Origin of the sequence: Ochrobactrum sp. Q0168 (assembly GCF_016427605.1) — a bacterium.
Classification (GTDB): Bacteria; Pseudomonadota; Alphaproteobacteria; order Rhizobiales; family Rhizobiaceae; genus Brucella.
In genome coordinates, this window is sequence record NZ_JAELXQ010000008.1 from 186707 (window position 1) to 212296 (window position 25590).

The window sequence follows — 25590 nt, forward strand, 5'->3', positions numbered from 1 at the left end:
TCATTCTCCAATTTTCAGTTCGGCGACGAAATCATAGGCGTCGGCGCGATAATGCGAGCGGGTGTATTCGACGATACGGTCGTCATCGAGATGCGAGATGCGTTCAATCAAAAGCGCCGGAGCGCCGCGATGCACGCCGAGAAGACGCGCGGTGCCGGGATCGAGCGTCACGGCCGTCAGCCGCTGCAAGGCGCGCACCGGCTTGTAACCGCGCCGCGCCAGCGCACCATACAGCGACGCTTCCTCGACGCGATCCGTATCCAGATAATGGCGCGGCACCACGGCGCGTTCAAAAGCCATCGGCACACCATCGGCGAGGCGCAGACGGTCGAGCCGCACAATGGACGTATCCACGCCGACGCCGAGCCGGAAGGCTTCATCCGGCGACGGCTTGTCGATACGGTTCGTCACCACGCGCGCGCCCGGCTCCTTGCCGCGCGACAGCATGTCTTCCGAAAACGATGTCAGCCGCCACAGATGCTGGCTGATGCGCGCCGGACGCTCTGCAACAAATGTACCGCTGCCGCGCCTGGATTCAACCGCGCCTTGCGCCAGCAATTCCTTATAGGCATTGCGCACCGTGATGCGCCCAAGCCCAAGCTCCTCGGCCAGATCGCGTTCCGGCGGCAGACCGACTGCGGGCGCGAGTTTCCCCTCTTCGATCAGCTCACCGAGAATACGCGCCAGATTGCGATAAAGCGGCCCTGTCCGCTGCGGGTCGTGCAGACCGCGTTCTTCGATGGAAGTGATCAAGGTGGTTCTATTCATGCCCGACATGATAGAACCTATATAGAACCAATAGCAAGTGATGTTTTTATGAAATACGCAAGCGCCCATTCCCGCAGGCTATTTTGTCAGCGCTTGGATGCGGCGGGGCCGCATCCAGTAGGATGCAGCCGATGAACTATTTAAATTGGCAGCGGATTGGTTCTAGATTTTACCGACCAACTGCTGACCGGAAGGGCTGAGTTCGTAGCGCGTGCGCTGGGTTCGCCGATCGCGTTGCGTGATCTGGAGGTAGCCGCCGTCTGCGCCAAGCAGGTTCACCTCGCGCAGCACCAGCGCATGTTCGATCCCCAGCACCCGGGCAAAAGTCCGGCTGTCGGCGGCGATGCCCAGCGCCAGCGCCGCGATGATGCCCGCACCAAAGGGTGAAAGATTGCCCGAAGCGGCAACCAGCCTCTCGACCTGCGCCATATAGTCGGCAGCGGCTTGATCCATCAGGCGGCGACCGGCTGAACCGGTCGGAACGAGACGATCACCGATTTCGAGGTCGGCGTAAAACTCTCATCGCCGGAGCTGCCGAGCGGCACAAGCACATTCATCTCCGGATAATAGCCAGCGATGCAGCCGCGCGGAATGTCATAGGGCACGAAGCGGAAGTCGCGCGCGACCCGTTCCAGACCATCGGCGAATTCGCCGACAATATCGGCGCGGTCGCCCGCCTCGACGCCGATATCCGCCATGTCGAGCGGATTCATGAACACGACCTGCCGCTCGCCATAGACACCGCGATAGCGGTCATCCATGCCATAGATGGTCGTGTTGTACTGGTCATGGCTGCGGAAGGTCTGCAACACATAGCGGCCCGGCTTGCCCCGCGCCTGCTGGTGCTCGATGGCTTCCGGCAGCGCGCCGGTCCAGAACGTGGCCTTGCCGTTCGCCGTCTTCCATTCCAGTTCGCGCGCCGTGTTGCGCAGATGGAAACCGCGCGGCACGCGCACACGCGTGTTGAAATCGTAGAAATCAGGCAGCACCCGCGCAATGCGGTCGCGGATCAGGTCGTAATCGTCGGCCATTTCCAGCCAGTTGACAGGCTTGGGGCCGAGCGTCGCATTGGCCATGCCCGCAATGATTGCCACTTCCGACCGCAGATGCGGCGAGGCTGGCGCATTGATGCCGCCCGATCCATGCACCATGCTCATGGAATCCTCGACCGTGACGATCTGGGCGACGCCCTTGGAATTCAGGTCGATCTCAGTGCGCCCAAGACAGGGCAGAATGAAGGAGTCCTGCCCCGGCACCAGATGCGAATGATTGAGCTTGGTCGCGATATGCACGGTCAGACGCTGGCTCGACAGCGCTTTTGCGATGATGGGGCTGTCCGGTGTGGCGCGGGCAAAATTGCCGCCAAGCCCGATAAAGGCCTGTGCCGTGCCGTCCAGCATGGCCCCGATAGCGCCGATGACATTATGGCCCGGCTCACGCGGCACATCGAAACCGAATTCCTTTTCCAGCGCATCGAGGAATGCACGCGGCGGATTTTCGTTAATGCCAACCGTGCGGTCGCCCTGCACATTGGAATGGCCGCGCACCGGGCACAGGCCAGCGCCGGGCCTGCCGATATTGCCGCGCAGCAGCATGAAATTGGTGATCTCACGGATGGTGATTACCGAATGGCGATGCTGGGTCACGCCCATGGCCCAGGTGCAGATGACGCGCTCCGCATCCATATAGACCTGCGCGGCCCGCTCCAGCGATTGCCGTAATAGACCGGACTGGTCTTCGATCTCCTCCCACGTCGTCGCATCCACGGCTGCGCGATAGGCTTCGAGCTCTGCGGTATGGGCGCTCAGAAATTCCCGGTCGAGAATGGATGGCTGACCCGCGGCGAGCGCTGCGTCATCCGCCGCAAACACTGCCTTTGCCATGCCGCGAAACGCTGCCAGATCACCGCCCAGACGCGGCTGGAAATAATCGCTGGCAATCGCTTCGCTGCCGCCATGCAGCATTTCGAGCTTGTTCTGCGGATCGGCAAAACGCTCCAGCCCCCGCTCGCGGATCGGATTGAACACGACAATGCGCGCGCCGCGTTCGGCAGCACGGCGAAGATCGCCCAGCATACGTGGATGATTGGTGCCGGGGTTTTGCCCGACGACAAAAATTGCGTCGGCCTGCTCGAAATCTTCCAGCAGCACCGTACCCTTGCCAACGCCGACCGCCTGTTTCAGCGCCACGCCGCTCGCTTCGTGGCACATATTCGAGCAGTCGGGGAAATTATTGGTGCCATAGGCCCGCACGAAAAGCTGATACAAAAAGGCGGCCTCATTGGAGGCGCGGCCTGATGTGTAGAACTCTACCCGGTTGGGATTGTCGAAGCCGCGCAGAATTTCACCGATGCGCGCAAACGCCTCGTCCCATTCTACCGCCTCGTATTTGTCGGTCGCCGCAATATAGCGAAGCGGATGCGTGAGACGGCCGGTATTTTCCAGATCGTAATCGGTCCAGCCGCGCAATTGCGAAACCGTATGTTCGCGGAAAAAGGCGGGCGTGGTGCGCCGGTCGGTCGCCTCCCAGGCTACCGCCTTGACGCCGTTCTCGCAGAATTCGAAGGATGAGCCGTGCTCGGGATCACCCCAGGCGCAACCGGGGCAATCAAACCCATCAGGCTGATTGGCCTTGAGCAGGGCACGCGCGCCCGTCAGCGGCGCACCGCTTGCAAGCAGCTGCTTGCCGCAGCTTTTCAGAGCGCCCCAGCCACCGGCAGCACTGGAGCTTTTGCCGATGAAACCGGTTTTGGAACCCTTGCCACCCTTGCTCATCTCGAATTCCTCATTGCACTGCGAACGCATTCCATGAAGCAGATAGCATAGGCACAATCGCCGCTCCCTTCAATTGACGACCAATTGATGTCGGTGTTTTGTCGCTTCGCACTTGATTTCGGTCGCGCGATCCTTCATGCGATTGGTCAAGAAAACTTACCACAAGGGGCAAGAGTAATGTCCAACATCGTTGAAATCGCCGATCTGAAGCGGCTCGCCCAGCGCCGCGTCCCGAAAATGTTTTTCGATTATGCGGATTCGGGCGCCTGGACTGAGTCGACCTATCGTGCCAACGAGGACGACTTCAAGAAGATCAAGCTGCGCCAGCGCGTGCTGGTCGACATGACCAACCGTTCGCTTGCAACGACCATGATCGGTCAGGATGTGGCCATGCCGGTCGCGCTTGCGCCGACAGGCCTCACCGGCATGCAGCATGCCGATGGCGAAATGCTGGCCGCACAGGCTGCCGAGGCTTTCGGCGTGCCCTTCACGCTTTCCACGATGAGCATCTGCTCCATTGAGGACGTTGCCTCGGTGACCAAGAAGCCGTTCTGGTTCCAGCTTTATGTGATGAAGGACCGCGACTTCGTGAAGAACCTGATTGGCCGCGCCAAGGCGGCAGGCTGCTCGGCTCTCGTGCTGACGCTCGACCTGCAAATCCTCGGCCAGCGCCACAAGGATATCCGCAACGGTCTGTCCGCTCCGCCGAAGTTTACCCCGAAGCATATCTGGCAGATGGCGACCCGTCCGGGCTGGTGCCTGGGCATGATGGGCACGCAGCGCCGCACCTTCCGCAACATTGCCGGACACGCCAAGAACGTGACCGACCTGTCCTCGCTGTCCTCCTGGACGGCGGAACAGTTCGACCCGCAGATGAACTGGAACGATGTGGCCTGGATCAAGGAACAATGGGGCGGTAAGCTGATCCTCAAGGGCATCCTTGATGTGGAAGATGCGAAGATGGCTGCCAAGTCCGGTGCCGATGCCATTATCGTGTCCAACCATGGTGGTCGCCAACTCGACGGCGCGCCGTCGTCCATCTCCATGCTGAAGCCGATTGTGGACGCCGTCGGCGATCAGATTGAAGTGCATGTCGATGGCGGCATTCGCTCCGGTCAGGATGTGCTGAAGGCTCGCGCGCTTGGCGCACAGGGCGTGTTCATCGGTCGCCCGTTCCTCTATGGCCTCGGCGCCTTGGGCAAGGAAGGCGTCACGCTGGCGCTTGAGATCATCCGCAAGGAACTCGACGTCACCATGGCGCTCTGCGGCAAGCGCGATATCAACACGATCGACGCATCGGTTCTGCATTCGGTCAATTTCTGATGTAAACGATCAGCACATGTGTTGAAAAAGCCCGGCGATGTCGGGCTTTTGCTTTTTATCCCCTCGATGACGGCGCTTTCGACAGCAGCACCGTGCGAATGGCGAAGCTGGAATGGATGCGCGCCACGCCCGGCAGGCGCGACAGGATTTCCTTGTGAATGATCTCGTAAGCCGCCGCATTCTCGGCTTCAACGCGCAGGATATAATCCGCGTCGCCCGTCATCAGATAGCATTCCTGCACTTCCGGATGACGGCGCACGGCCTCTTCGAAGCGGTTGAGATATTCTTCCGTCTGCCGGTCGAGCGTTATGCGCACAATGGCGACCAGCCGCTCATCACCGCCCGATGAGCCGACGATGGCCGTATAGCCACGGATGACCCCACCTTCCTCCAAAATCTGCACCCGCCGCAGACAGGCGGACTGAGACAGCCCCACCTCGGCGGCAAGCTGGCTGTTGGTCATGCGCCCGTCGCGACGCAGACAACGAATGATGTTCCGGTCTATACTGTCGAGTGTCGCCATGCATATTCTTCGAATGAAAAGCTAAAACGTGCGCAGGATGTGCCAAAATTCGCACAATCTGCGACAGATAGCAAAAACATTCGAATAGTCTTCGATTAATATATCTCGATGCCCGTTTGGATGCGGCAATGCATCCGGCGGATAAGGGGCAATAAGAATTGCGCAATGGATATGGTTGATATGTCGATGCATTTTTCGAAAGAGCAAAGCGATCTCGCCGCGGGCGGCGTGTTGACCATCGATCTTGCGGCGCTCAGGCACAATTATGCAGCCGTAGCACAGCATATCGCGCCAACCCGCGCGGCGGCAGTGGTCAAGGCCGACGCCTATGGCCTTGGCGCGCATCGTGTTGCGCCGGCCTTTTATGAAGCGGGCTGCCGCGACTTCTTCGTGGCGCATCTGGGCGAAGCCATCGCGCTGCGGCCTGCGCTCAACGCCGATGCGACGCTTTATGTGTTGAACGGCCTGCAACCCGGCACCGAAGCAGCCTGCGCGCGGGAAGGCATCGTGCCGGTGCTCAATTCGCTGGAACAGGTTGAAAACTGGGCCAATGTGGCGGCGAGCAGCGGCAAGAAACTGCCCGCGCTCCTGCAAGTCGATACCGGCATGTCGCGTCTTGGCCTTTCGGCCAAGGAACTGGACCAACTGGCCGACAATCTTTCGCTGCTCGACGGTATCGACGTGCGCTTCATCATCAGCCATCTGGCGAGCGGCGACGAACCGGAAAACCCGGCCAATGCGAGCCAGCTTGCAGCCATGCGCGCCGCACTGGCGCGGCTGCCGAAACTGCCGGTGGCCTTCGCCAATTCGGGCGGCAGCTTCCTCGACAAATCTTATTATTTCGACCTCGCCCGCCCCGGCGTGGCGCTTTACGGCGTCGGGCCTAAAAGCGCGATCGTCCCGGTGCTGACGCTTTCAGCCCGCGTCATTCAGGTGCGCGACGTGGATAAGGGTGCGGCCATCGGTTATGGCGGCACCTATGTCGCCGAAGGCCCCATGCGGATCGCCACCATTGCGGTGGGCTATGCCGACGGCTGGTTCCGCGCGCTCAGCAACAAGGGCTCTGCCTTTTACGGCGATACCCGCCTGCCCATCGTCGGGCGCGTTTCGATGGATTCCATCACGCTTGATGTCAGCGCTCTGCCGGAAGGCACGCTCAAGCTTGGCAGTCTCGTGGAACTGATCGGACCGCACCAGCGGCTGGAAGACGTGGCCAGCCAATGCGACACCATCCCTTATGAAATTCTGACAGCGCTCGGCCATCGCTATGCCCGTATCTATGTGGATAGCGCGCTTTCGAGCCAAAATGCATAACAAAAAAGAGGCGAACATGCAGATTACCGTACTCGGCAGCGGCGTCATCGGCGTCACAACGGCTTACTATCTGGCCAAGCTTGGCCATGAAGTGACGGTCATCGACCGCGAGGAAGGTCCGGCGCTGGAAACAAGCTTCGCCAATGCCGGTCAGGTTTCGCCCGGCTATGCCTCGCCATGGGCGGCTCCCGGCATTCCGCTGAAAGCCGCAAAGTGGCTGTTCCAGAAACATGCGCCGCTCATCATCCGCCCGACATCCGATCCCAAGCAGTATGTCTGGCTGATGCAGATGCTCGCCAACTGCACGGACAGCCGTTACAAGGTCAACAAGACCCGCATGGTGCGCGTGGCGGAATATAGCCGCGACCTTCTTGTCGAGCTGCGCAAGGATACCGGCATCGAATATGACCAGCGCATGCAGGGCACGTTGCAGCTTTTCCGCGAGCAATATCAGCTCGACGGCATCGGCAAGGATATCGAAGTGCTGCGCCAGGACGGCGTGCCGTTCGAAGTGCTTGACCGGGACGACTGCGCCAAGGTTGAACCGGCGCTGGCCCGCGTGAAGGACAAGTTTGTCGGTGGCCTGCGCCTGCCGCATGACGAAACCGGCGATTGCTTCAAATTCACCAATGCTCTGGCCAAAATTGCCGCAGGCATGGGCGTAAAATTCCGCTTCGGCGTGAATATCAAGTCGCTGGTTCTGTCCGGCGGTCGCGTTTCCGGCGTGGAAACGTCAGACGGCATTCTGACAGCCGACCGCTATGTCGTCGCGCTCGGCAGCTATACGCCCGCGCTCGTCAAGTCGCTGGGTCTCAACGCGCCGATTTATCCGGTGAAGGGCTATTCGATCACCGCGCCAATCATCGACGAGGACCGCGCGCCGGTCTCGACGGTTCTGGACGAAAGCTACAAGATCGCCATCACCCGGCTCGGCGACCGCATCCGCGTCGGCGGCATGGCGGAAGTATCGGGCTTCACCAAGGATCTGCCGGCGGCGCGCCGCGCCACGCTCGACCTGTCGGTCAGCGATCTGTTCCCCGGCGGCGACCTCAAGGCCGCGACCTTCTGGTCGGGCCTGCGTCCGATGACACCGGATTCCACACCGATCATCGGTGGAACTCGTTACGACAATGTGTTCATCAATGCCGGTCACGGCACGCTGGGCTGGACCATGTCCTGCGGTTCAGGCAAGCTTCTGGCCGATCTCATCAGCGGCAACAAGCCGGATATCCGCGCCGACGATCTCGGCATCTCGCGCTACAACTAAATACCGTTCTCCTGCGCGCCGTTGTGTTTCTCCGCATTTCCGAAAGCATCGAAGCGGGATCAGAAATCAGTCCAGTGGGCTGATTTCCCCGCGTAGGCGCTTCGCACTTTTGCTGGAAATGACTTTCTTCCTCCGCATTTCCGACCGCAAAACCGCTTCGCACTTTTGCTGGAAATGCCGTTCTTTCCTGTCGCATTTCCGAACGCAAAACCGCTTCGCACTTTTGCTGGAAATGCTCTAGAAACTCGGCGGCGTGCAGGCGCTGACCACCTCGCAGGCTGTCGGCCCGATGCAGCGAAAACGATGCGGCAGTGTTGAGGAAAAATAATAGGCATCGCCCGGCCCCAGTATGCGCCGGTCGCTGCCGACCGTCACCTCGATGCGGCCCGATATGACGATGCCGCCCTCCTCGCCCTCATGCATGAGCAGCACCTTGCCCGTGTCGGAACCCGGCTCATAGCGCTCCTTCAAGATCTGCAACGAGCGCGCAAAAAGATGGTCGCCCACCTGCCGGTAGGAAATGGGGCCTTTGCCGATTTCCACCAGCTCCTCCGCCTGATAGAATACTTTGTGCGGCGTATCCGGTTCCAGCGCGAAAAACTCGGCCATGCCGATTGGAATGCCGTCGAGAATACGCTTGAGTGCGCCGACCGACGGATTGGACTGATTGGCCTCGATCAGCGATATGGTCGAGTTGGTCACACCAGCCCGTTTTGCAAGCTCGCGCTGCGACAGATTCTGCCGCATGCGCACATAGCGCAACCTTCCGCCGATATCGATACTCATCGGGCATTCCCTTTTTCGTTTATGATGTTCGATATAGCATAATTTTGCATTTCCAGTCACATGATTTCAATGAGTTAAACTCTTGAAGAAAAGGGCTTGTTGCCTTCAAGAAAGCGTGTCCTGTTGGCTGAAAATAGGAGGTTACCATGCTCACCAAAACCAACGCGCCCAGCCTTGAAAATTTTTGGATGCCGTTCACCGCAAACCGGCAGTTCAAGGCCGCTCCGCGCCTGCTCGCCAGCGCTTCGGGCATGTATTACACAGACACTGACGGCAATCAGGTTCTCGACGGGACGGCTGGTCTGTGGTGCTGCAATGCCGGTCATGGTCGCAAGCGGATCACCGAAGCCGTTGAGCGCCAGATTTCCACGATGGATTTCGCGCCGACCTTCCAGATGGGCCACAATATTGCATTCGACTTTGCCGAAAAGCTCGCAGCCATCGCGCCGGGCGGTCCGGCGGCAAAGCTCGACCGCGTGTTCTTCACCAATTCCGGCTCGGAATCGGTCGATACCGCGCTGAAAATCGCCATCGCCTATCAGCGCGCCATCGGTCAGGGCACCCGCACCATCGTGCTGGGTCGCGAAAAGGGCTATCACGGCGTTGGTTTCGGCGGCATTTCGGTTGGCGGTCTGGTCAACAATCGCCGCGTTTTCCCGCAGATTCCCGCCGATCATATGCGCCACACGCTCGACATCGAGCGCAACGCTTTCTCGAAGGGCCTGCCTGCGCATGGAATCGAGCTGGCAGACGATCTTGAGCGCCTGGTTCAGCTGCACGGTGCTGAAAAGATCGCCGCTGTCATCGTCGAACCGATGTCCGGTTCGGCTGGCGTCATCCTGCCGCCAAAGGGCTATCTGGAACGCATCCGCGCCACTGCCGACAAATACGGCATCCTGCTGATCTTCGACGAAGTCATCACCGGTTTCGGTCGTCTCGGCACGCCATTTGCGGTCGATTATTTCGGCGTGGTTCCAGACCTCGTCACCACCGCCAAGGGCCTGACCAATGGCGCGATTCCAATGGGCGCGGTCTTTGCAAGCCGCAAGGTGCATGACGGCCTGATGACCGGCCCGGAAAACGCCATCGAGCTTTTCCACGGCTACACCTATTCCGGCCATCCGGTCGCTTGTGCCGCTGGTCTCGCGACTCTCGAAGTCTACGCCGAAGAAGGCCTGCTGACCCGTGGTGCGCAGCTTGCCGATCATTGGCAGGAAGCGCTGCACTCGCTGAAGGACGCGCCGAATGTCGTCGATATCCGCAACCTCGGTCTGGTCGGCGCCATCGAATTGTCGTCGCGCAAGGACGCACCGGGCGCGCGCGCCTATGACGTCTTCGTGGATTGCTTCAAGAAGGGCCTGCTGATCCGCGTCACCGGCGATGTGATCGCACTATCGCCGCCGCTGATCGTGGAAAAGGAACAGATCGACACGATCGTTTCGGTTATCGGTGACGCGCTGAAACGCGCCGCATAACAAAATTTCGAACGCGCGGCGTGATCACCACCCAGATCATGCCGCCTTTTGGCCGCCGCTTCCATTGCGGCGGCTTTTTTCTTAGAGCATTTCCAGCAAAAGCGCGAAGCGTCTACGCAGGGAAATCAGTCCACTGGACTGATTTCTGATCCTGCTTCGATGCGTAGGATAATGCATGAAAACAAATGGATAGAGCGGTTCCGACGATTCTGCTAAAACAGGAACCGCTCTAGTAAGCTTACCCCTGCGACGGCGTGAACTTCGCCACCAGCGCATGGCTGTCGCCGGGATAGGTGAAGCGCACATGCGTCACCGGCAGATCGGCGTTCCATGTCTGGCGCTCGATCACCAGACAGGGCGAGCCGGGCGCAATATCGAGCAATGCGGCATTTTCCGGCGAAGCGGCGATGGCGCGAATGGAGTGCTGGGCGCTGCTCCACGGTACGCAAGCCACCAGCCACGGACCGGGCGAATGTTCGGAAAAATCCGCCCCCGCCGCATCGGGCACAGCGTCCAGATTGATGATACGCTCTTCCAGCGCGAAAACCCGCTGCCCGGCATGATGACGGCAAACCAGATCGATAATCTGCGTATGGCGCGGAATATCGATCTTCTGCGCATCCGCTGGCCCGCTCAGACGGTCCCAGCGCTTGAGCAGTTCGAAGCGGTAGGGCGCGCCAAGTGCTGCAACCTCGTCGCGAATATCGTGGATTTCGAGAATGGCCGCCTGCGAGCGCGGGAATGAGACGAAACTGCCCGACTTGCGCTTGCGCTCGATCAGACCGGCCTTGGCGAGCTGGGTCAGCGCCTTGTTCACCGTCATGCGCGAGCAGCCATATTGTTCGGTCAGTTCATGCTCGAACGGAATACGATGCCCCGGCGCCCATTCCCCCGACAGGATGCGCGATTCAATATCGTCCAAAATACGCTGATGCAGTGAAAGCACCGGGCCGTCTTTCGTCGCTGAACCGTCAGCCGCCATGCCATTCCCCCTTTGTTTTCCCACTTTTGCAGGAAATTCTTCAGGCGAGCAATTCGCCAATCGCCTTCTGGAAAGCACGCTCGGCTTCGTCGCGCAAGCGGTGACGTCCACCCTCCACCTGTTTCACGCCGCGCACCCACACATCATCGACCCGCGCGCGACCGGCAAATATCCAGCCATCCAGCACGGCATCGCCCTTGGCGTGGGGGAGCCGCGCCATATCCAGCGCGACAAAATCCGCCGAAGCCCCGAGCTTCAACCCGTCATCGGCGCGGCCCATGGCGATGTTGCCGCCGCGCACCGCGCCGTCGAACAGGGCGCGACCTGTGGAAGCTTCGCTTTCGGCCAGCACATTGCGGGCGCGATGGTGGAGACGCTGCGAATATTCAAGCTGCCGCAATTCGTCGCCAATGCCGATCAGCACGTTCGAGTCCGAACCGACGCCAAACTTGCCGCCCGCCTCCGCAAACACCGTTGCATTGAAGGTTCCGTCGCCGAGATTGGCTTCCGTCACAGGGCAAAGACCGGCAATCGCCCCGGCCTTGGCCATGCGCCGGGTTTCGTCGTCGGTCATATGGGTCGCGTGGATCAAGCACCAGCGCGATGACAGGTCCTGATGATCGAAAAGCCACTCGACCGGACGCTTGCCCGACCAGGCAATGCAGTCTTCCACTTCCTTTACCTGTTCGGCCACATGGATATGCACCGGCGCGTCGGGCAGAAGCTTCGTCACGACATCGAGTTCATCCGGCGTCACGGCGCGCAGGCTGTGCGGTGCAACGCCCAGAACCGCGCCGTCGAAACCGGCCAGCGCTCGGCTGCAACCTTCGATCAGCCGTGCAAAGCGGTCGGGATCGTTGATAAACCGCCGCTGGCCTTCATTGGGCGCGCTGCCGCCGAAACCCGAATGCGCATAGAAAACCGGAAGCAGCGTCAGGCCGATGCCCGCCGCTTTGGACGCAGCCACAATGCGGTCGGCCATCTCGGAGAGATTGGCGTAAGGCGCGCCGTCGCGGTCGTGATGCAGATAATGAAACTCGCCAACGCGGGTGAACCCGGCTTCCAGCATGTCCACGTAAAGCCGCAGAGCCGCAGCTTCCGCCTGTTCGGGCGACATGGTGAGCGCGAATTTGTACATGATCTCGCGCCAGCTCCAGAACGAATCGGCTGACGGTCCGCGCCTTTCGGCAAGTCCCGCCATACCGTACTGGAACGCATGGCTGTGCAGGTTCGGCACGCCTGCGACAATCGCCGCGTGGCGCTCATCCCCGGCTTCTGCCGCATTATCCGCCTCCAGCGAAGCGATCTTTCCGCCGGCAATGCCAATGCGGACATTTTCAGTCCAGCCAGTATCGAGAAGTGCCTGAGCGGCATGGATAAAACGCAATTCAGGTCTGGCTGCTGACATGAAAATCATCTCCTCGAATGTTCCCGCGCATTTTTTCTCTTGGCTGCGCCTCTGATATGTATATACATTATCAAAAAACAGGGGAAGCGAGAAAACGCTCATGCTGAACGATACAAGCATCGTTTTTATCAATGCGCGCATTGCGGCGCTGGAAGAAAACGCGGACGGTCTCGGTATCATCGAGAATGCAGCACTTGCGGTCAAGGACGGCAAGATAGCCTATGTCGGCCCGCAATCGGCGCTGCCGGAAGATTATGCGTCCTTTGAGAGAATCGATTGCGAAAACCGGCTGATCACGCCGGGCCTCGTCGATTGTCACACCCATCTCGTTCATGCCGGAAATCGCGCGCATGAATTCGAGCTGCGCTTGCAGGGCGCCTCCTATGAGGAAGTGGCCCGCGCCGGTGGCGGTATTGTTTCCTCGGTCAAGAACCTGCGCGCTGCCAGCGAAGATGATCTGGTGCGCGAAACCCTGCCCCGTCTTGATGCGCTGATCGCCGAAGGCGTCACCACGGTTGAGGTCAAGTCCGGTTACGGTCTCGACCGCGACAGCGAAATCAAGTCGCTGAAAGCCGCGCGTCGGCTGGGCGTTGAGCGCGACGTGGCGATCCGCACCACTTTCCTTGGCGCGCACGCCTTGCCGCCGGAAATGAACGGCGACAAGGCCGCCTATATCGACCGCGTTATCAACGATATGCTGCCCGCCATAGCAGCCGAGCATCTGGCCGATGCGGTGGATGGCTTCTGCGAAGGCATCGCCTTCCTGCCCGATGAAATCGCGCGCGTGTTCGATGCGGCCAAGGCGCATAATATCCCGGTCAAGCTGCACGCCGACCAGCTTTCCAATCTGCATGGCGCAGCCCTTGCCTCGTCCTATGGCGCATTGTCCGCCGACCACCTGGAATATACCGATGCCGACGGTGCTGCCGCCATGGCCAAGGCCGGAACGGTCGCCGTGCTGCTTCCCGGCGCTTACTATTTCATCCGCGAAACGCAAAAGCCGCCAGTCGAAGCCTTCCGCGCCGCTGGCACCAAGATGGCGCTCGCCACCGACAACAATCCGGGCACCTCGCCGCTGACCTCGCTGCTGCTCACCATGAATATGGGCGCAACGCTCTTCCGCATGACGGTGGATGAATGCATTGCAGGCGTCACGCGCGAGGCCGCACGCGCCTTGGGCATTCTCGACCAGACCGGCACGCTCGAAGTCGGCAAGGATGCCGATCTCGCCATCTGGAACGTCGAGCGCCCCGCCGAACTCGTCTATCGTATCGGCTTCAACCCGCTGTGGAAGCGGGTTTTCAAAGGCCGCGTCTAACCATCCGCAACGGAGCCTTTCATGACCATCATTCTCAAGCCCGGTTCTGTCCCGCTTGAAACGCTGGAAACCATCTATCGCGATGCGGTTCCCGTCCGCATCGACCCCGCTTTTCATGCCGGTGTCGAAAAGGCGGCGGCGCGCATTGCCGAAATCGCGGCCGGTGACGAACCGGTTTACGGTATCAATACCGGCTTCGGCAAACTGGCCTCGATCCGCATTGCTGCGGGCGATGTCGCCACGCTTCAGCGCAACCTGATCCTGTCGCATTGCTGCGGCGTCGGCGAGCCGCTTTCGGAAAATATCGTGCGCCTCATCATGGCGCTGAAGCTGATTTCGCTCGGTCGCGGCGCGTCCGGCGTGCGGCTTGAAATCATCACGCTTCTCGAAGACATGCTGGCAAAGGGCGTGATCCCGATGATCCCGGAAAAGGGTTCCGTCGGCGCGTCCGGCGACCTTGCGCCGTTGGCCCACATGACTGCCGCCATGATCGGCGAAGGCGAAGCCTTCTATCAGGGCGAACGCCTTTCCGGCGCGAAGGCGCTGGAAAAGGCCGGGCTGAAGCCGGTGGTGCTTGCCGCCAAGGAAGGGCTGGCGCTGATCAACGGCACGCAGACATCGACGGCCCTTGCGCTGGCGGGTCTGTTCCGCGCCCATCGCGCCGCGCAGACGGCTCTGATCACCGGCGCATTGTCCACCGATGCCGCCATGGGATCGGATGCGCCGTTCCACGAGGAAATCCACACACTGCGTGGCCATAAGGGCCAGATCGATGCGGGCCGTGCATTGCGCGCCCTGCTCGACGGCTCCGTCATTCGCCAGAGCCATCTTGAAGGCGACCAGCGCGTGCAGGACCCCTATTGCATCCGCTGCCAGCCGCAGGTCGATGGCGCTTGCCTCGACATTCTGCGACAGGCCGCCCGCACGCTGGAAATCGAAGCCAATGCGGTGACCGACAATCCGCTCGTCCTCTCCGATGGGCGCGCCGTATCGGGCGGCAATTTCCACGCCGAACCGGTCGCCTTTGCCGCCGACCAGATTGCGCTTGCGATCTGCGAGATCGGCGCTATTGCCCAGCGCCGCATCGCGCTGCTGGTCGATCCGGCGCTGTCGTTTGGCCTTCCGGCCTTCCTCGCCCGCAAGCCGGGGCTTAATTCCGGCCTGATGATCGCGGAAGTCACCTCCGCCGCGCTGATGAGCGAAAACAAGCAGATGGCGCATCCGGCTTCCGTCGATTCGACGCCGACCTCGGCCAATCAGGAAGACCATGTATCCATGGCCTGCCACGGCGCGCGCCGCCTGTTGCAGATGACCGCCAATCTCAATGCCATTATTGGGATCGAGGCACTGACCGGCGCACTCGGCGTCGAGCTGCGCGAGCCGCTGACCACCAGCCCGGAACTGGCCAAGGTCATCGCCGTGTTGCGTGGGCGCGTGCCGACGCTGGAAGACGACCGCTATATGGCCGACGACCTGAAGAACGCCGCCGATCTGGTGGCTGACGGCGCGTTGGCCGGTGCGGTTTCGGGCGGCATCCTGCCCGCGCTGGAGGCGTGATCATGAGCCCGTTCGAAACTTGTCAGGGAACCTCGCCCGTCATTCTCGGCCTGCCGCATACCGGGACCGATGTGCCGCAGGACATCTGGGCGCGGCTCAACGACAATGGCAAGATTCTCGCCGATACCGACTGGCATATTCACACGCTCTATGACGGCCTGCTCGACAGCGCGACTTTTGTGCGCGCAACCTTCCATCGCTATTGCATCGATGCCAATCGCGATCCGGCGGGCGTCAGCCTCTATCCGGGGCAGAACACCACGACGCTGATCCCGGAAACCGACTTTGACGGGCTTTCGATCTGGAAGGATGGAGAAGCGCCGTCTGAAGCCGATATCGCCGACCGCATCACGCGTTTTCATAAGCCCTATCACGAGGCGCTGGCCGCCGAGATCGAGCGCGTGAAGGCGATCCATGGCGTCGCCATCCTCTATGACTGCCATTCCATCCGCTCGCATATTCCGTTCCTGTTTGAAGGCAAATTGCCCGATTTCAACATCGGCACGGATATGGGCAAGACCTGTGCGCCTGCCATCGAGGCGGCTGCGGTCGAGGTGACTCAAAGCGCCGAAGGCTACACGTCGATCCTCAATGGCCGCTTCAAGGGCGGCTGGACGACACGCCATTACGGCAAGCCGGAAACCGGCGTCCACGCCATCCAGATGGAGCTTGCCCAATCGACCCATCTTGCAACGGAAGCTGTTCCCTTTGCCTATGACCCGGCCAAGGCGGACAGGCTGCGCGTCCATCTCAAAACCCTTTTGCAGCGGCTGGAAAAGCTTGCGCACGACCTGAAAGCCTGAGGAGAACACCATGTCGAACCCACGCCACAACGAGCGCGAAGTGCGTAGCCCACGCGGCGACGAACTCAACGCCAAGAGCTGGCTGACCGAAGCCCCGCTGCGCATGCTGATGAACAATCTCGATCCCGATGTGGCCGAGCGTCCGCATGAGCTGGTGGTCTATGGCGGCATTGGCCGTGCGGCCCGCACATGGGACGATTTCGATCGCATCGTCGCGACCCTCAAGACGCTCAATGAAGACGAAACCCTGCTGGTGCAGTCGGGCAAGCCGGTTGGCGTTTTCCGCACCCACAAGGATGCGCCGCGCGTTCTGATCGCCAATTCCAATCTGGTGCCCCATTGGGCGACATGGGATCATTTCAACGAACTGGATAAGAAGGGTCTTGCCATGTACGGCCAGATGACCGCCGGTTCGTGGATCTATATCGGCGCGCAGGGCATCGTTCAGGGCACTTATGAAACCTTCGTCGAAGCCGGTCGCCAGCATTTTGGCGGCAACCTCACGGGCAAGTGGATCCTGACCGGCGGGCTTGGCGGCATGGGCGGCGCGCAGCCTTTGGCGGCGGTCATGGCTGGTGCCTGCTGCCTCGCTGTGGAATGCGACGAAACCCGCGCCGATTTCCGTCTGCGCACCCGCTATGTCGATGAAAAGACCCACAGCCTCGATGAAGCGCTGGCCAAGATCGATGCCTGGACCAAGGCAGGCGAGGCCAAGTCCATCGCGCTGATCGGCAATGCGGCGGAAATCTTCCCACAACTCGTCAAGCGCGGCGTGAAGCCGGACATCGTCACCGACCAGACCTCCGCGCATGATCCAGTGCATGGCTATCTGCCGCTCGGCTGGACCGTCGCCGAATGGCGCGCGAAGCAGGAGAGTGACCCGAAAGCCGTCGAAAAAGCCGCGCGCGCTTCGATGAAGCTGCATGTGCAGGCCATGGTCGATTTCTGGAACATGGGCATTCCGACGCTCGACTATGGCAACAATATTCGCCAGATGGCCAAGGATGAAGGCCTTGAAAATGCCTTTGCCTTCCCCGGCTTCGTGCCGGCCTATATCCGCCCGCTGTTCTGCCGCGGCGTCGGCCCATTCCGTTGGGCTGCCCTTTCCGGTGATCCGGAAGATATCTACAAGACCGACGCCAAGGTGAAGGAGCTGCTGCCCGACAACAAGCACCTGCACAAATGGCTGGACATGGCGCGCGAGCGCATCGCCTTTCAGGGCCTGCCAGCGCGCATCTGCTGGGTCGGCCTTGGCGACCGCCACCGTCTCGGCCTTGCCTTCAATGAAATGGTTCGCAATGGCGAACTGAAAGCGCCGATCGTCATCGGTCGCGACCATCTCGACAGCGGCTCGGTCGCCTCGCCAAACCGCGAAACGGAAGCCATGAAGGACGGCTCGGATGCCGTGTCCGACTGGCCGCTGCTCAACGCCCTCCTCAACACCGCTTCCGGTGCGACCTGGGTGTCACTGCATCATGGCGGCGGCGTCGGCATGGGCTTTAGCCAGCACGCGGGCATGGTCATATGCTGCGACGGCACGGAAGACGCCGACCGCCGTCTGGAGCGCGTCTTGTGGAACGATCCGGCCACCGGCGTCATGCGCCATGCCGATGCGGGCTATGAAGAAGCGCTCGACTGGGCCAAGCAGCAGGGCCTGCGCCTGCCCGGCATTCTGGGGAACTGAGGTCGAATGGCCGTCACCATCCTCAAGGCCGAAAATCATCGCCGCATGCCGTGGAAAAACGGCGGCGGCGTGACTGTTGAGATCGCCGTCTACCCGCAAAGCGCGTCGGTTGATGATTTCGACTGGCGCATCTCCATGGCGAGCGTCGCCAATGACGGCCCGTTTTCTGTCTTCCCCGGCATCGACCGCACCTTGTCGGTGCTGGAGGGCGACGGCATTCAACTCGATGTCGATGGACGGATGAGCACCCTCACCCGCGAAACTGCGCCCTTTGCCTTTGCGGCTGACAGCGGTTCGGCTGCGCGCCTGATCGGCTCCGCCATCACCGACCTCAATGTCATGACCCGACGCACGCGCTATACGCATCGCGTCCGCCGTATCAGCGGGAGCAATGCCGCGGTGACATTGGAAACCGGGACCAATGGCGAAACTGTGCTTATTTTCTGTGCAGAAGGAAAATTTGCACTAAAGGCCGACGAGGGAATCGCGCATCTGGGTGCCCACGACGCTGCGGTCCTGTCCGCACTTGCTATCAATATGATAGAAATAAAGGGAGAGGGAGACCTGTTCCTTATTACGATTATCGCAATAGAATCAGAGGTTTAAATAAATTACAACAGAAATGCCCGCAAAGAAATCTTTGTCGGCCTCTCTGGACAGAAAGCACGGTCCTGCTAATTTGCTGAGACCAATATGTATAGGCTTATAAACACAAAAAAGGGGTACTTTGCATGAAAAAATCATGGTTTGCCGGTGTTGCACTCGCAGCATTCGCTTTTGCTTCCGCCGCTCAGGCCGAGACTGCCGTTTCCATCGGCTTTTCCGGCTGGACGGGTTTTGGCCCGCTGACGCTGGCCAAGGAAGCCGGCATTTTCAAGAAGCACGGACTGGATGTCACGCTGAACAAGATTCCCCAGGCGAGCCGCCATCTGGCGCTGGCATCGGGCGACATTCAGTGCGCCGCCACCACCGTTGAAACCTGGATCGTCTGGAACGCGGTCGGCGTGAAATCCAAGCAGATTTTCCAGATGGACAAGTCCTATGGCGCTGACGGCATCGCGGTGCGCGCCGACGTCAATTCCTTCGCCGATCTGAAGGGCAAGACGATTGCCGCTTCGGCGCCCGGCACCTCGCCCTACTTCCTGCTGGCTTTCATGCTCGCCAAAAACGGCATGACCACCAAGGATGTGAAGGTCGTCAACATGGAGCCGGGACCGGCAGCGCAGGCATTCGTGGCTGGCCAGAACGACGCCGCCATGACCTATGAGCCTTATCTCTCGACGGTGCGTGCGGCTCCCGACAAGGGCAAGATTCTCGCCACCACGCTCGACTATCCGGCTGTGACGGATACGGTCGGCTGCACGCCTGCCTTCCTCGAAAAAAACCCGGAAGCCGCCAAGGCGCTTGCCGACAGCTATTTCGAAGCGCTGGACATGATCGCTGCCGACAAGGACAAGGCCTATGAAATCATGGGCAAGGACGTGAAGCAGTCGGGCAAGGAATTCGGCGCCTCTGCCGAATATCTGCGCTGGCAGGACAAGGCCGCCAATCACAAGTTCTTCGAGGGCGATTTCAAGGCATTCTCCGCTGAAGCGGCTGACCTGCTGTTGCAGGCTGGCGTGATCAAGACGAAGCCGAACCTTGATGAGATCGTGGATACGAGCTTCATCAAGTAAGATCGGTTTTCGAGCATGTCTCCAAAAGTGCGAAGCGGTTTTGGGGTAAAGACATGCTCGAAGCTGGTGCAGTTCCGGGCGGCGACGCCCGGACCGACCTCTCCCCTTCCGTCTTCCTTTGAAGACGGGCGCGCGACTGAACGGACAATGTCATGCAGCCTTTGCAGCCGATAGGCAACACGACCCGGATCTCACTGGGCATTCTCTTCTTCATTCTCTTCTTTGTGTTCTGGGGCATCGCCACGCTTGGCGGCTTCGTCTCCGCCACCTTCCTCGCCGATCCGATCACCATGGTCAAAGACGGCTATGACCTTATCGCCAATCAGGGCTTCCTGTCCGATATCGGCATGACGGTCTGGCGCGTGCTGGGCGGATTCGTGCTGGCTAGCATCGTCGCCATTCCGGTCGGCGTGGCCATGGGTGCCTACAAGCCTATCGAAGCGCTGCTGGAGCCTTTCGTCTCCTTTGCGCGCTATCTGCCCGCTTCGGCTTTCGTGCCGCTGCTGATCCTGTGGTCCGGCATCGGCGAAACGCAAAAGCTGCTCGTCATCTTCATCGGCGCCGTGTTCCAGATCATCCTGATGATCGCGGTTACCGTCGCCAATACCCGCCGCGATCTGGTTGAAGCCGCCTATACGCTCGGCGCGTCCAACAGCGGCATCATCCGTCGCGTGCTGATGCCTGCCAGCGCACCGGACATTGCCGAAACGCTGCGCCTCGTGCTGGGCTGGGCATGGACCTATGTGATCGTCGCCGAACTCATCGGCGCATCGTCGGGCATCGGCTATATGATTATCAACAGTCAGGCGCTGATGGCCACCGGCCAGATCATTTTCGGCATCATCGTTATTGGCGTGATCGGCCTGATTTCCGACCTCGCCTTCAAATATTTCAACCGCTGGCTCTTTGCATGGAGGTTCGCGTAATGGCTGCCAAGACCGATCAGGAACTGGTTGTTAAGGGCGTCAGCCGCACCTTCCCCGGCGTGCATGGCGGCAAGCCGACGCTGGCCCTGCAAGCAACCGATCTCATCATCCCGAAGAACGACTTCGTCACCATTCTCGGCCCTTCGGGCTGCGGCAAGTCCACGCTTCTGCGCATCATCGCCGGTCTCGACAAGCCGACGACGGGCACGGTGACGCTGGAAGGCAAGCCGGTTACTGGACCGGGTGCCGATCGCGGCATGGTGTTCCAGTCCTATACGCTGTTTCCCTGGCTCACAATCCGCCAGAATGTCGGCTTTGGCCTGCGTGAAAAGGGAATGCCGGAAAAAGAGGCCCGTGAAATCGTCGACAGCTATATCGACAAGGTGGGGCTGCGCGGCTTTGAAAACCACTGGCCGAAGCAGCTTTCGGGCGGCATGCAGCAGCGCACGGCCATTGCCCGCGCTCTGGCCAACGATCCGAAAATCCTGCTGCTCGACGAGCCGTTCGGCGCGCTCGACAACCAGACCCGCGGCCTGATGCAGGAGCTGCTGCTCGGCATCTGGGAGCGCGAACAGAAGACAGTGCTCTTCGTCACCCACGATATCGAAGAGGCGATCTTCATGGCCACCCGCGTGGTCACGATGACCGCCCGCCCCGGCAAGATCAAATCGATCACGCCGGTCGATATCGCGCATCCGCGCTCCTACCACGTCAAGGCAAGCCCGGAATTCTCCGAACTGCGCCTCAAACTGACGGAAGAAATCCGCAGCGAAGCCATCGAAGCGGCCAGACAGGCGGCCTGAAAATAACGGTTTCCTGAGGGTATCCAGTGGATTATGAAGGGGCTGCGACATTCGTCGCGGCCCTTTCTTTTCAGGACAGACTCCATCATGGCCGTTTCAGCAGAACACCTCGAAAACCGCATTGTCTACGTCAACGGTCACTATGTTGCCGCGCGCGATGCCCGCATTTCCATCTTCGACCGGGGTTTTCTCTTCGGCGACGGCATTTATGAAGTGACCGCCGTGCTGGAAGGCAAGCTGATCGACAGCGGCCCGCATATGACACGCCTGCGCCGCTCCACCGGCGAAATCGGCATCCCGATGCCGTTGAGCGAAGACGAAATTATCGCCATCGAACGTGAATTGGTGCGCCGCAACAATCTGACCGAAGGCATGGTCTATCTCCAGATCACCCGTGGCGACGGACGCGACCGCGATTTCGTGGCCGCCAAAGGCATCAAGCCATCGGTGGTTCTGTTCACACAGGAAGCCAATCTGCTCGACAAGCCTGCGCTGAAAACCGGCGCGCGCGTGCTGTCGCTGGATGATCTGCGCTGGAAGCGCCGCGACATCAAGACGGTGTGCCTGCTGCCGCAAGCCCTCGCCAAGGAAATCGCCAAGAATGCCGGTTGCGACGAAGCCTGGATGATCGAGGACGGCTATGTCACCGAAGGCGCATCGTCCACCGCCTATATCGTGACCAAGGATGATGTCGTCGTCACGCGCCCCAACAGCAATGCCATCCTGCCCGGTTGCACGCGCCTGTCGCTGCTGCAGCTGATTGCCGAGACCGGCATGGAACTGGAAGAGCGCCTCTTCACCATCGATGAAGCCTATGCGGCAAAGGAAGCTTTTCTCACCAGCGCTGGCACATTCGTCACCCCGATCACCGTCATTGACGACAAGACCATCGGCACCGGCAAGCCCGGCCCGGTCGCCCAGCGCCTTCGCGAAATTTATCTCCACCACGCTCGTCGCACGGCGATCTAAGGCATGGGGAATTGAGGAAACGCTTCCATTTTCCCTCATCCTGAGGAGCCTTCCTGAGCCCTGAGCCCGTCGAAGGGTCGAAGGAAGGCGTCTCGAAGGGCGAGGGAAAACGCACAACGCCTGCCCTCTTCCTTCGACCCTTCGACGTGCTCAGGATGTCGCTTCGCTCCGCACCTCAGGATGAGGGATAAGCGTCGTACCTTAAAACAGAACCGCGCCGGAATTGCTTCCGGCGCGGCCTGGAGCTTCACCCGCCCCCCGACGGTGAAGCATGAGGGATATTTTGGTTATGGCGAGCCGAAAATGGTGGAGTTTGAGAACCGGCGCGCAGCGTACTTAAAGATACGTGAGCACCGGAAGCGCAAAACAACGCCATTTGCAGGCCGCCAGAGCCAAAATAATCAGCGTTTCTGGTTATAGACGTCGATACAGACCGCCCCCAGCAGCACGATACCCTTGATGACCTGCTGATAGTCGATGCCGATGCCGAGGATCGACATGCCGTTATTCATGACGCCCATGATGAGCGCGCCGATCACCGCACCCGTCACGCGACCCACACCGCCATAGGCCGATGCGCCGCCGATGAAGCAGGCCGCGATCACGTCCAGCTCGAAGCCGATACCGGCCTTGGGCGTTGCCGTATTCAGGCGCGCTGCGAAAACCAGACCGGCCAGAGCCGCCAGCACGCCCATATTGACGAAAGCGAGGAAGGTCAGCCGTTCGGTCTTCACACCCGACAGCTTGGCCGCATGACGGTTGCCGCCGACCGCATAAATCTGGCGACCGATCACCGTGCGATTGGTGAGAAACGCATAGGCCGCAATCAGCACCGCCATGATGATCAGCACATTCGGCAGGCCGCGATGCATGGAAATCAGCAGCGACAGATAGGCAATGGCCGCAAAGAACAGAATGTTCTTGATGACGAACAGGCTGAACGGCTCGGTTTCCACTTCATGCGCGATATGGCGCTGACGCGATTTCACATTCTGCCAGATCATGAAACCGGCCAGAAGCACGCCGATGATCAGCGAGGTCAGGTAGACGCCGCCTGCCGTGGTGCCGAAAATTTCCGGGATAAAGCCCGACGAAAGCTTCTGGAACACGACCGGGAACGGGCCGACCGACTGGCCGCCGAGCACGGCCAGCATCAGGCCCTTGAACACCAGCATGCCCGCCAGCGTCACGATGAAGGACGGTATGTTGAAATAGGCGACCCAGAAGCCCTGCAACGCGCCGATCAGCCCGCCGACCAGCAGGCAGAGAATGGCGGCAATCGGGAACGGAACGCCCCATCTCACCATCATCACCGCGGCCAGTGCACCGATGAAACCGCAGACCGAACCGACCGAGAGGTCGATATGGCCGGTCACGATGATCAGCAGCATGCCGAGCGCCATGATGACGATATAGCTGTTCTGCAGAACCAGATTGGTCAGGTTCAGCGGCTTCATCAGCACGCCGCCCGTGACGATCTGGAAGAAGATCATGATCGCGACGAGCGAGAGCAGCATCCCGGATTCGCGCAGATTGTTCTTGAGATAACGCCCCACGCTGCTGGTCTGATTGCTTCCGATGATAGTCTCGCTCATTGCCGTTTTCCCTTGTTCCGCATGATGGCGCGCATGATGTTTTCCTGCGTTGCCTCTTCGCCGGCGACTTCGCCGACGAAAGCGCCTTCATGCATGACGACGATACGGTCGCAGATGCCGATCAGTTCCGGCATTTCCGAAGAAATGACGACGACGCCCTTGCCGCTCTCCGCCAGTGAATTGATGATGGTGTAAATGTCATATTTCGCGCCGACATCGATGCCGCGCGTCGGCTCATCGAGGATGAGCACGTCCGGTCCCGTGAACAGCCATTTTGACAGCACCACCTTTTGCTGGTTGCCGCCCGAAAGCGTGCCGGTCTGTTGAAAAACATTGTGACTGCGAATGCTCATCTGGTTGCGATATTCACCGGCAACCTTCATTTCGCGAATATCGTCTATGACGCCCTTCGGGCTCACGCCGCGCAGATTGGCGAGCGAAATGTTGCGCGAAATGTTTTCGCCCAGTACGAGGCCGAGCTTCTTGCGATCCTCGGTCACATAGGCAAGCCCGGACTTGATCGCCCGCGCCACGGTGGAAATATCCGCAGCCTTGCCGTTGATCCGCGCTTCGCCGGTGATATTCGTGCCCCAGGAGCGCCCGAACAGGCTCATGGCGAATTCGGTGCGGCCCGCGCCCATCAGGCCTGCAATGCCGACGATTTCGCCCGCCCTGACCTTGAACGACACATTCTTGACCGAATGGCGCTCCGGATGCAGCGGATGATAGACCGACCAGTTATCAACCTCGAAAATCACGTCGCCGATCTTGGGATCGCGCTTGGGATAGCGGCTTTCCAGATCGCGGTCGACCATCTTGCGGATGATATCGTCTTCCTCGACTTCGCCTGCATGACAATCGAGCGTCGCCACGGCCTTGCCGTCGCGCAGCACGGTGATCTTGTCGGCGACTTCGCGAATTTCATTGAGCTTGTGCGAAATCAGGATCGACGTGATGCCCTGCGCGCGAAACTCCTTCAGGAGCGTCAGAAGCGCTGCACTGTCCGTTTCGTTCAGGCTGGCCGTCGGTTCATCGAGGATCAGCAGGCGCACGCGCTTCGACAGCGCCTTGGCGATTTCCACCAGCTGCTGCTTGCCGACGCCGATATCGGTGATCAGCGTGTCGGGCGATTCCGACAGGCCAACCTTCTTCAAAAGTTCCCGCGTGCGCATATGCACCGCACTGCGGTCGATGACGCCATGGCTCGCCGGTGGATTGACCAGAAAAATATTCTCCGCAATCGACATCAGCGGGATCAGCGCCAGTTCCTGATGGATGATGACGATGCCGAGCGCTTCGGAATCGTTGATGTCGCGAAACTGCCGTTCTTCTCCGTCGAAGAAGATGGAACCTTCATAGCTGCCATGCGGATAGACGCCGGACAGCACCTTCATCAGCGTGGATTTGCCCGCGCCGTTTTCGCCGACAAATGCGTGAATTTCCCCCGGCATGACCGTGAAATTGACGTCGCTCAACGCCTTCACCACCCCGAAGGATTTGCTGATGCCGCGCATTTCAAGAATAGGTTTGCCAGCCGCATTCAGCTGGCCGCCCTGCTCCTCAAGCGGGACAGGATTGGCTACATTCATCGCTCACTCCCGACAGAGCGCCCCGCATCCCTCCGGATGCTCAACACGAC

The 25590-nt window shown here is 60.2% G+C and carries 22 protein-coding genes; 13 read left to right on the forward strand and 9 right to left on the reverse strand.

Going from position 1 to position 25590, the window contains the following annotated elements; genetic code table 11:
* The 3 genes from JAU75_RS15735 to JAU75_RS15745 form a co-directional block, all read right to left on the reverse strand.
* Entirely contained in the window at nt 1-768 is a 768-nt protein-coding gene (locus JAU75_RS15735; RefSeq protein WP_199057430.1) for a GntR family transcriptional regulator, read from the reverse strand.
* A gap of 162 nt (nt 769-930) precedes the next feature.
* The gene (locus JAU75_RS15740; protein ID WP_371836188.1) at nt 931-1221 is read right to left on the reverse strand and encodes a hypothetical protein; all 291 of its coding nucleotides are present in this window, start codon (nt 1219-1221) and stop codon (nt 931-933) included.
* The gene (locus JAU75_RS15745; protein WP_199057431.1) at nt 1221-3542 is read right to left on the reverse strand and encodes an FdhF/YdeP family oxidoreductase; all 2322 of its coding nucleotides are present in this window, start codon (nt 3540-3542) and stop codon (nt 1221-1223) included. The genes JAU75_RS15740 and JAU75_RS15745 overlap by 1 nt, the downstream gene beginning before the upstream one ends.
* Nucleotides 3543-3719: 177 nt before the next feature.
* Between JAU75_RS15745 and JAU75_RS15750 the strand changes: the two genes are divergently transcribed.
* Complete coding sequence (locus JAU75_RS15750) at nt 3720-4865, forward strand: alpha-hydroxy acid oxidase (protein WP_199057432.1); 1146 nt, start codon at nt 3720-3722, stop codon at nt 4863-4865.
* A gap of 55 nt (nt 4866-4920) precedes the next feature.
* Here the strand turns inward: JAU75_RS15750 and JAU75_RS15755 are convergent, their stop codons facing one another.
* The gene (locus JAU75_RS15755) at nt 4921-5388 is read right to left on the reverse strand and encodes an Lrp/AsnC family transcriptional regulator (RefSeq protein WP_182520894.1); all 468 of its coding nucleotides are present in this window, start codon (nt 5386-5388) and stop codon (nt 4921-4923) included.
* Nucleotides 5389-5559: 171 nt separating this feature from the next.
* Between JAU75_RS15755 and alr the strand changes: the two genes are divergently transcribed.
* The gene (gene alr, locus JAU75_RS15760; RefSeq protein WP_199057478.1) at nt 5560-6702 is read left to right on the forward strand and encodes an alanine racemase; all 1143 of its coding nucleotides are present in this window, start codon (nt 5560-5562) and stop codon (nt 6700-6702) included.
* 16 nt (nt 6703-6718) lie between these two features.
* Nucleotides 6719-7969, forward strand: coding sequence for a D-amino acid dehydrogenase (locus JAU75_RS15765; protein WP_199057433.1), 1251 nt, complete (start codon nt 6719-6721; stop codon nt 7967-7969).
* A gap of 237 nt (nt 7970-8206) precedes the next feature.
* Here JAU75_RS15765 and JAU75_RS15770 read toward each other — a convergent pair whose 3' ends face one another.
* Nucleotides 8207-8755, reverse strand: coding sequence for a cupin domain-containing protein (locus JAU75_RS15770; RefSeq protein WP_199057434.1), 549 nt, complete (start codon nt 8753-8755; stop codon nt 8207-8209).
* A 146-nt stretch (nt 8756-8901) separates the two neighbouring features.
* Between JAU75_RS15770 and JAU75_RS15775 the strand changes: the two genes are divergently transcribed.
* Complete coding sequence (locus tag JAU75_RS15775) at nt 8902-10230, forward strand: aspartate aminotransferase family protein (RefSeq protein WP_199057435.1); 1329 nt, start codon at nt 8902-8904, stop codon at nt 10228-10230.
* Between the two features lie 238 nt (nt 10231-10468).
* Here JAU75_RS15775 and hutC read toward each other — a convergent pair whose 3' ends face one another.
* Nucleotides 10469-11212, reverse strand: coding sequence for a histidine utilization repressor (hutC, locus tag JAU75_RS15780; protein WP_199057436.1), 744 nt, complete (start codon nt 11210-11212; stop codon nt 10469-10471).
* A gap of 40 nt (nt 11213-11252) precedes the next feature.
* Complete coding sequence (locus JAU75_RS15785; RefSeq protein ID WP_199057437.1) at nt 11253-12620, reverse strand: formimidoylglutamate deiminase; 1368 nt, start codon at nt 12618-12620, stop codon at nt 11253-11255.
* Nucleotides 12621-12720: 100 nt separating this feature from the next.
* Between JAU75_RS15785 and hutI the strand changes: the two genes are divergently transcribed.
* The 9 genes from hutI (at nt 12721) to JAU75_RS15830 (ending at nt 22356) form a co-directional block, all read left to right on the forward strand.
* Complete coding sequence (gene hutI, locus JAU75_RS15790; RefSeq protein ID WP_199057438.1) at nt 12721-13938, forward strand: imidazolonepropionase; 1218 nt, start codon at nt 12721-12723, stop codon at nt 13936-13938.
* Nucleotides 13939-13959: 21 nt separating this feature from the next.
* On the forward strand, nt 13960-15495 hold the full coding sequence (gene hutH, locus JAU75_RS15795; RefSeq protein WP_199057439.1) for a histidine ammonia-lyase: 1536 nt from the start codon (nt 13960-13962) through the stop codon (nt 15493-15495).
* Between the two features lie 2 nt (nt 15496-15497).
* Complete coding sequence (gene hutG, locus JAU75_RS15800; protein WP_199057440.1) at nt 15498-16298, forward strand: N-formylglutamate deformylase; 801 nt, start codon at nt 15498-15500, stop codon at nt 16296-16298.
* A gap of 10 nt (nt 16299-16308) precedes the next feature.
* Nucleotides 16309-17982 carry a urocanate hydratase gene (gene hutU, locus JAU75_RS15805; RefSeq protein ID WP_199057441.1) on the forward strand — a complete coding sequence of 558 codons (1674 nt, stop codon included), beginning with the start codon at nt 16309-16311 and terminating at the stop codon, nt 17980-17982.
* A gap of 6 nt (nt 17983-17988) precedes the next feature.
* Nucleotides 17989-18588, forward strand: a complete 600-nt coding sequence (locus JAU75_RS15810) for a HutD family protein (RefSeq protein WP_199057442.1) — start codon at nt 17989-17991, stop codon at nt 18586-18588.
* 125 nt (nt 18589-18713) lie between these two features.
* Nucleotides 18714-19658: an ABC transporter substrate-binding protein gene (locus tag JAU75_RS15815; protein ID WP_199057443.1), complete on the forward strand. Its 945-nt coding sequence runs from the start codon at nt 18714-18716 to the stop codon at nt 19656-19658.
* A 152-nt stretch (nt 19659-19810) separates the two neighbouring features.
* Nucleotides 19811-20584 (forward strand): ABC transporter permease, encoded by a 774-nt coding sequence (locus JAU75_RS15820; protein ID WP_199057444.1) that lies wholly within the window; start codon nt 19811-19813, stop codon nt 20582-20584.
* Nucleotides 20584-21387 carry an ABC transporter ATP-binding protein gene (locus JAU75_RS15825; protein ID WP_199057445.1) on the forward strand — a complete coding sequence of 268 codons (804 nt, stop codon included), beginning with the start codon at nt 20584-20586 and terminating at the stop codon, nt 21385-21387. Before JAU75_RS15820 ends, JAU75_RS15825 begins: the two co-directional genes overlap by 1 nt.
* An 87-nt stretch (nt 21388-21474) precedes the next feature.
* Entirely contained in the window at nt 21475-22356 is an 882-nt protein-coding gene (locus tag JAU75_RS15830) for a D-amino-acid transaminase (RefSeq protein ID WP_199057446.1), read from the forward strand.
* Nucleotides 22357-22757: 401 nt separating this feature from the next.
* On the opposite strand, the gene mmsB is transcribed toward JAU75_RS15830, so the two are convergent.
* Together mmsB and mmsA are read right to left on the reverse strand one after the other, a co-directional pair.
* On the reverse strand, nt 22758-23951 hold the full coding sequence (mmsB, locus tag JAU75_RS15835) for a multiple monosaccharide ABC transporter permease (protein WP_199057447.1): 1194 nt from the start codon (nt 23949-23951) through the stop codon (nt 22758-22760).
* Nucleotides 23948-25540, reverse strand: coding sequence for a multiple monosaccharide ABC transporter ATP-binding protein (gene mmsA / locus JAU75_RS15840; RefSeq protein WP_199057448.1), 1593 nt, complete (start codon nt 25538-25540; stop codon nt 23948-23950). The genes mmsB and mmsA overlap by 4 nt, the downstream gene beginning before the upstream one ends.
* Between the last annotated feature and the right edge of the window lie 50 nt (nt 25541-25590).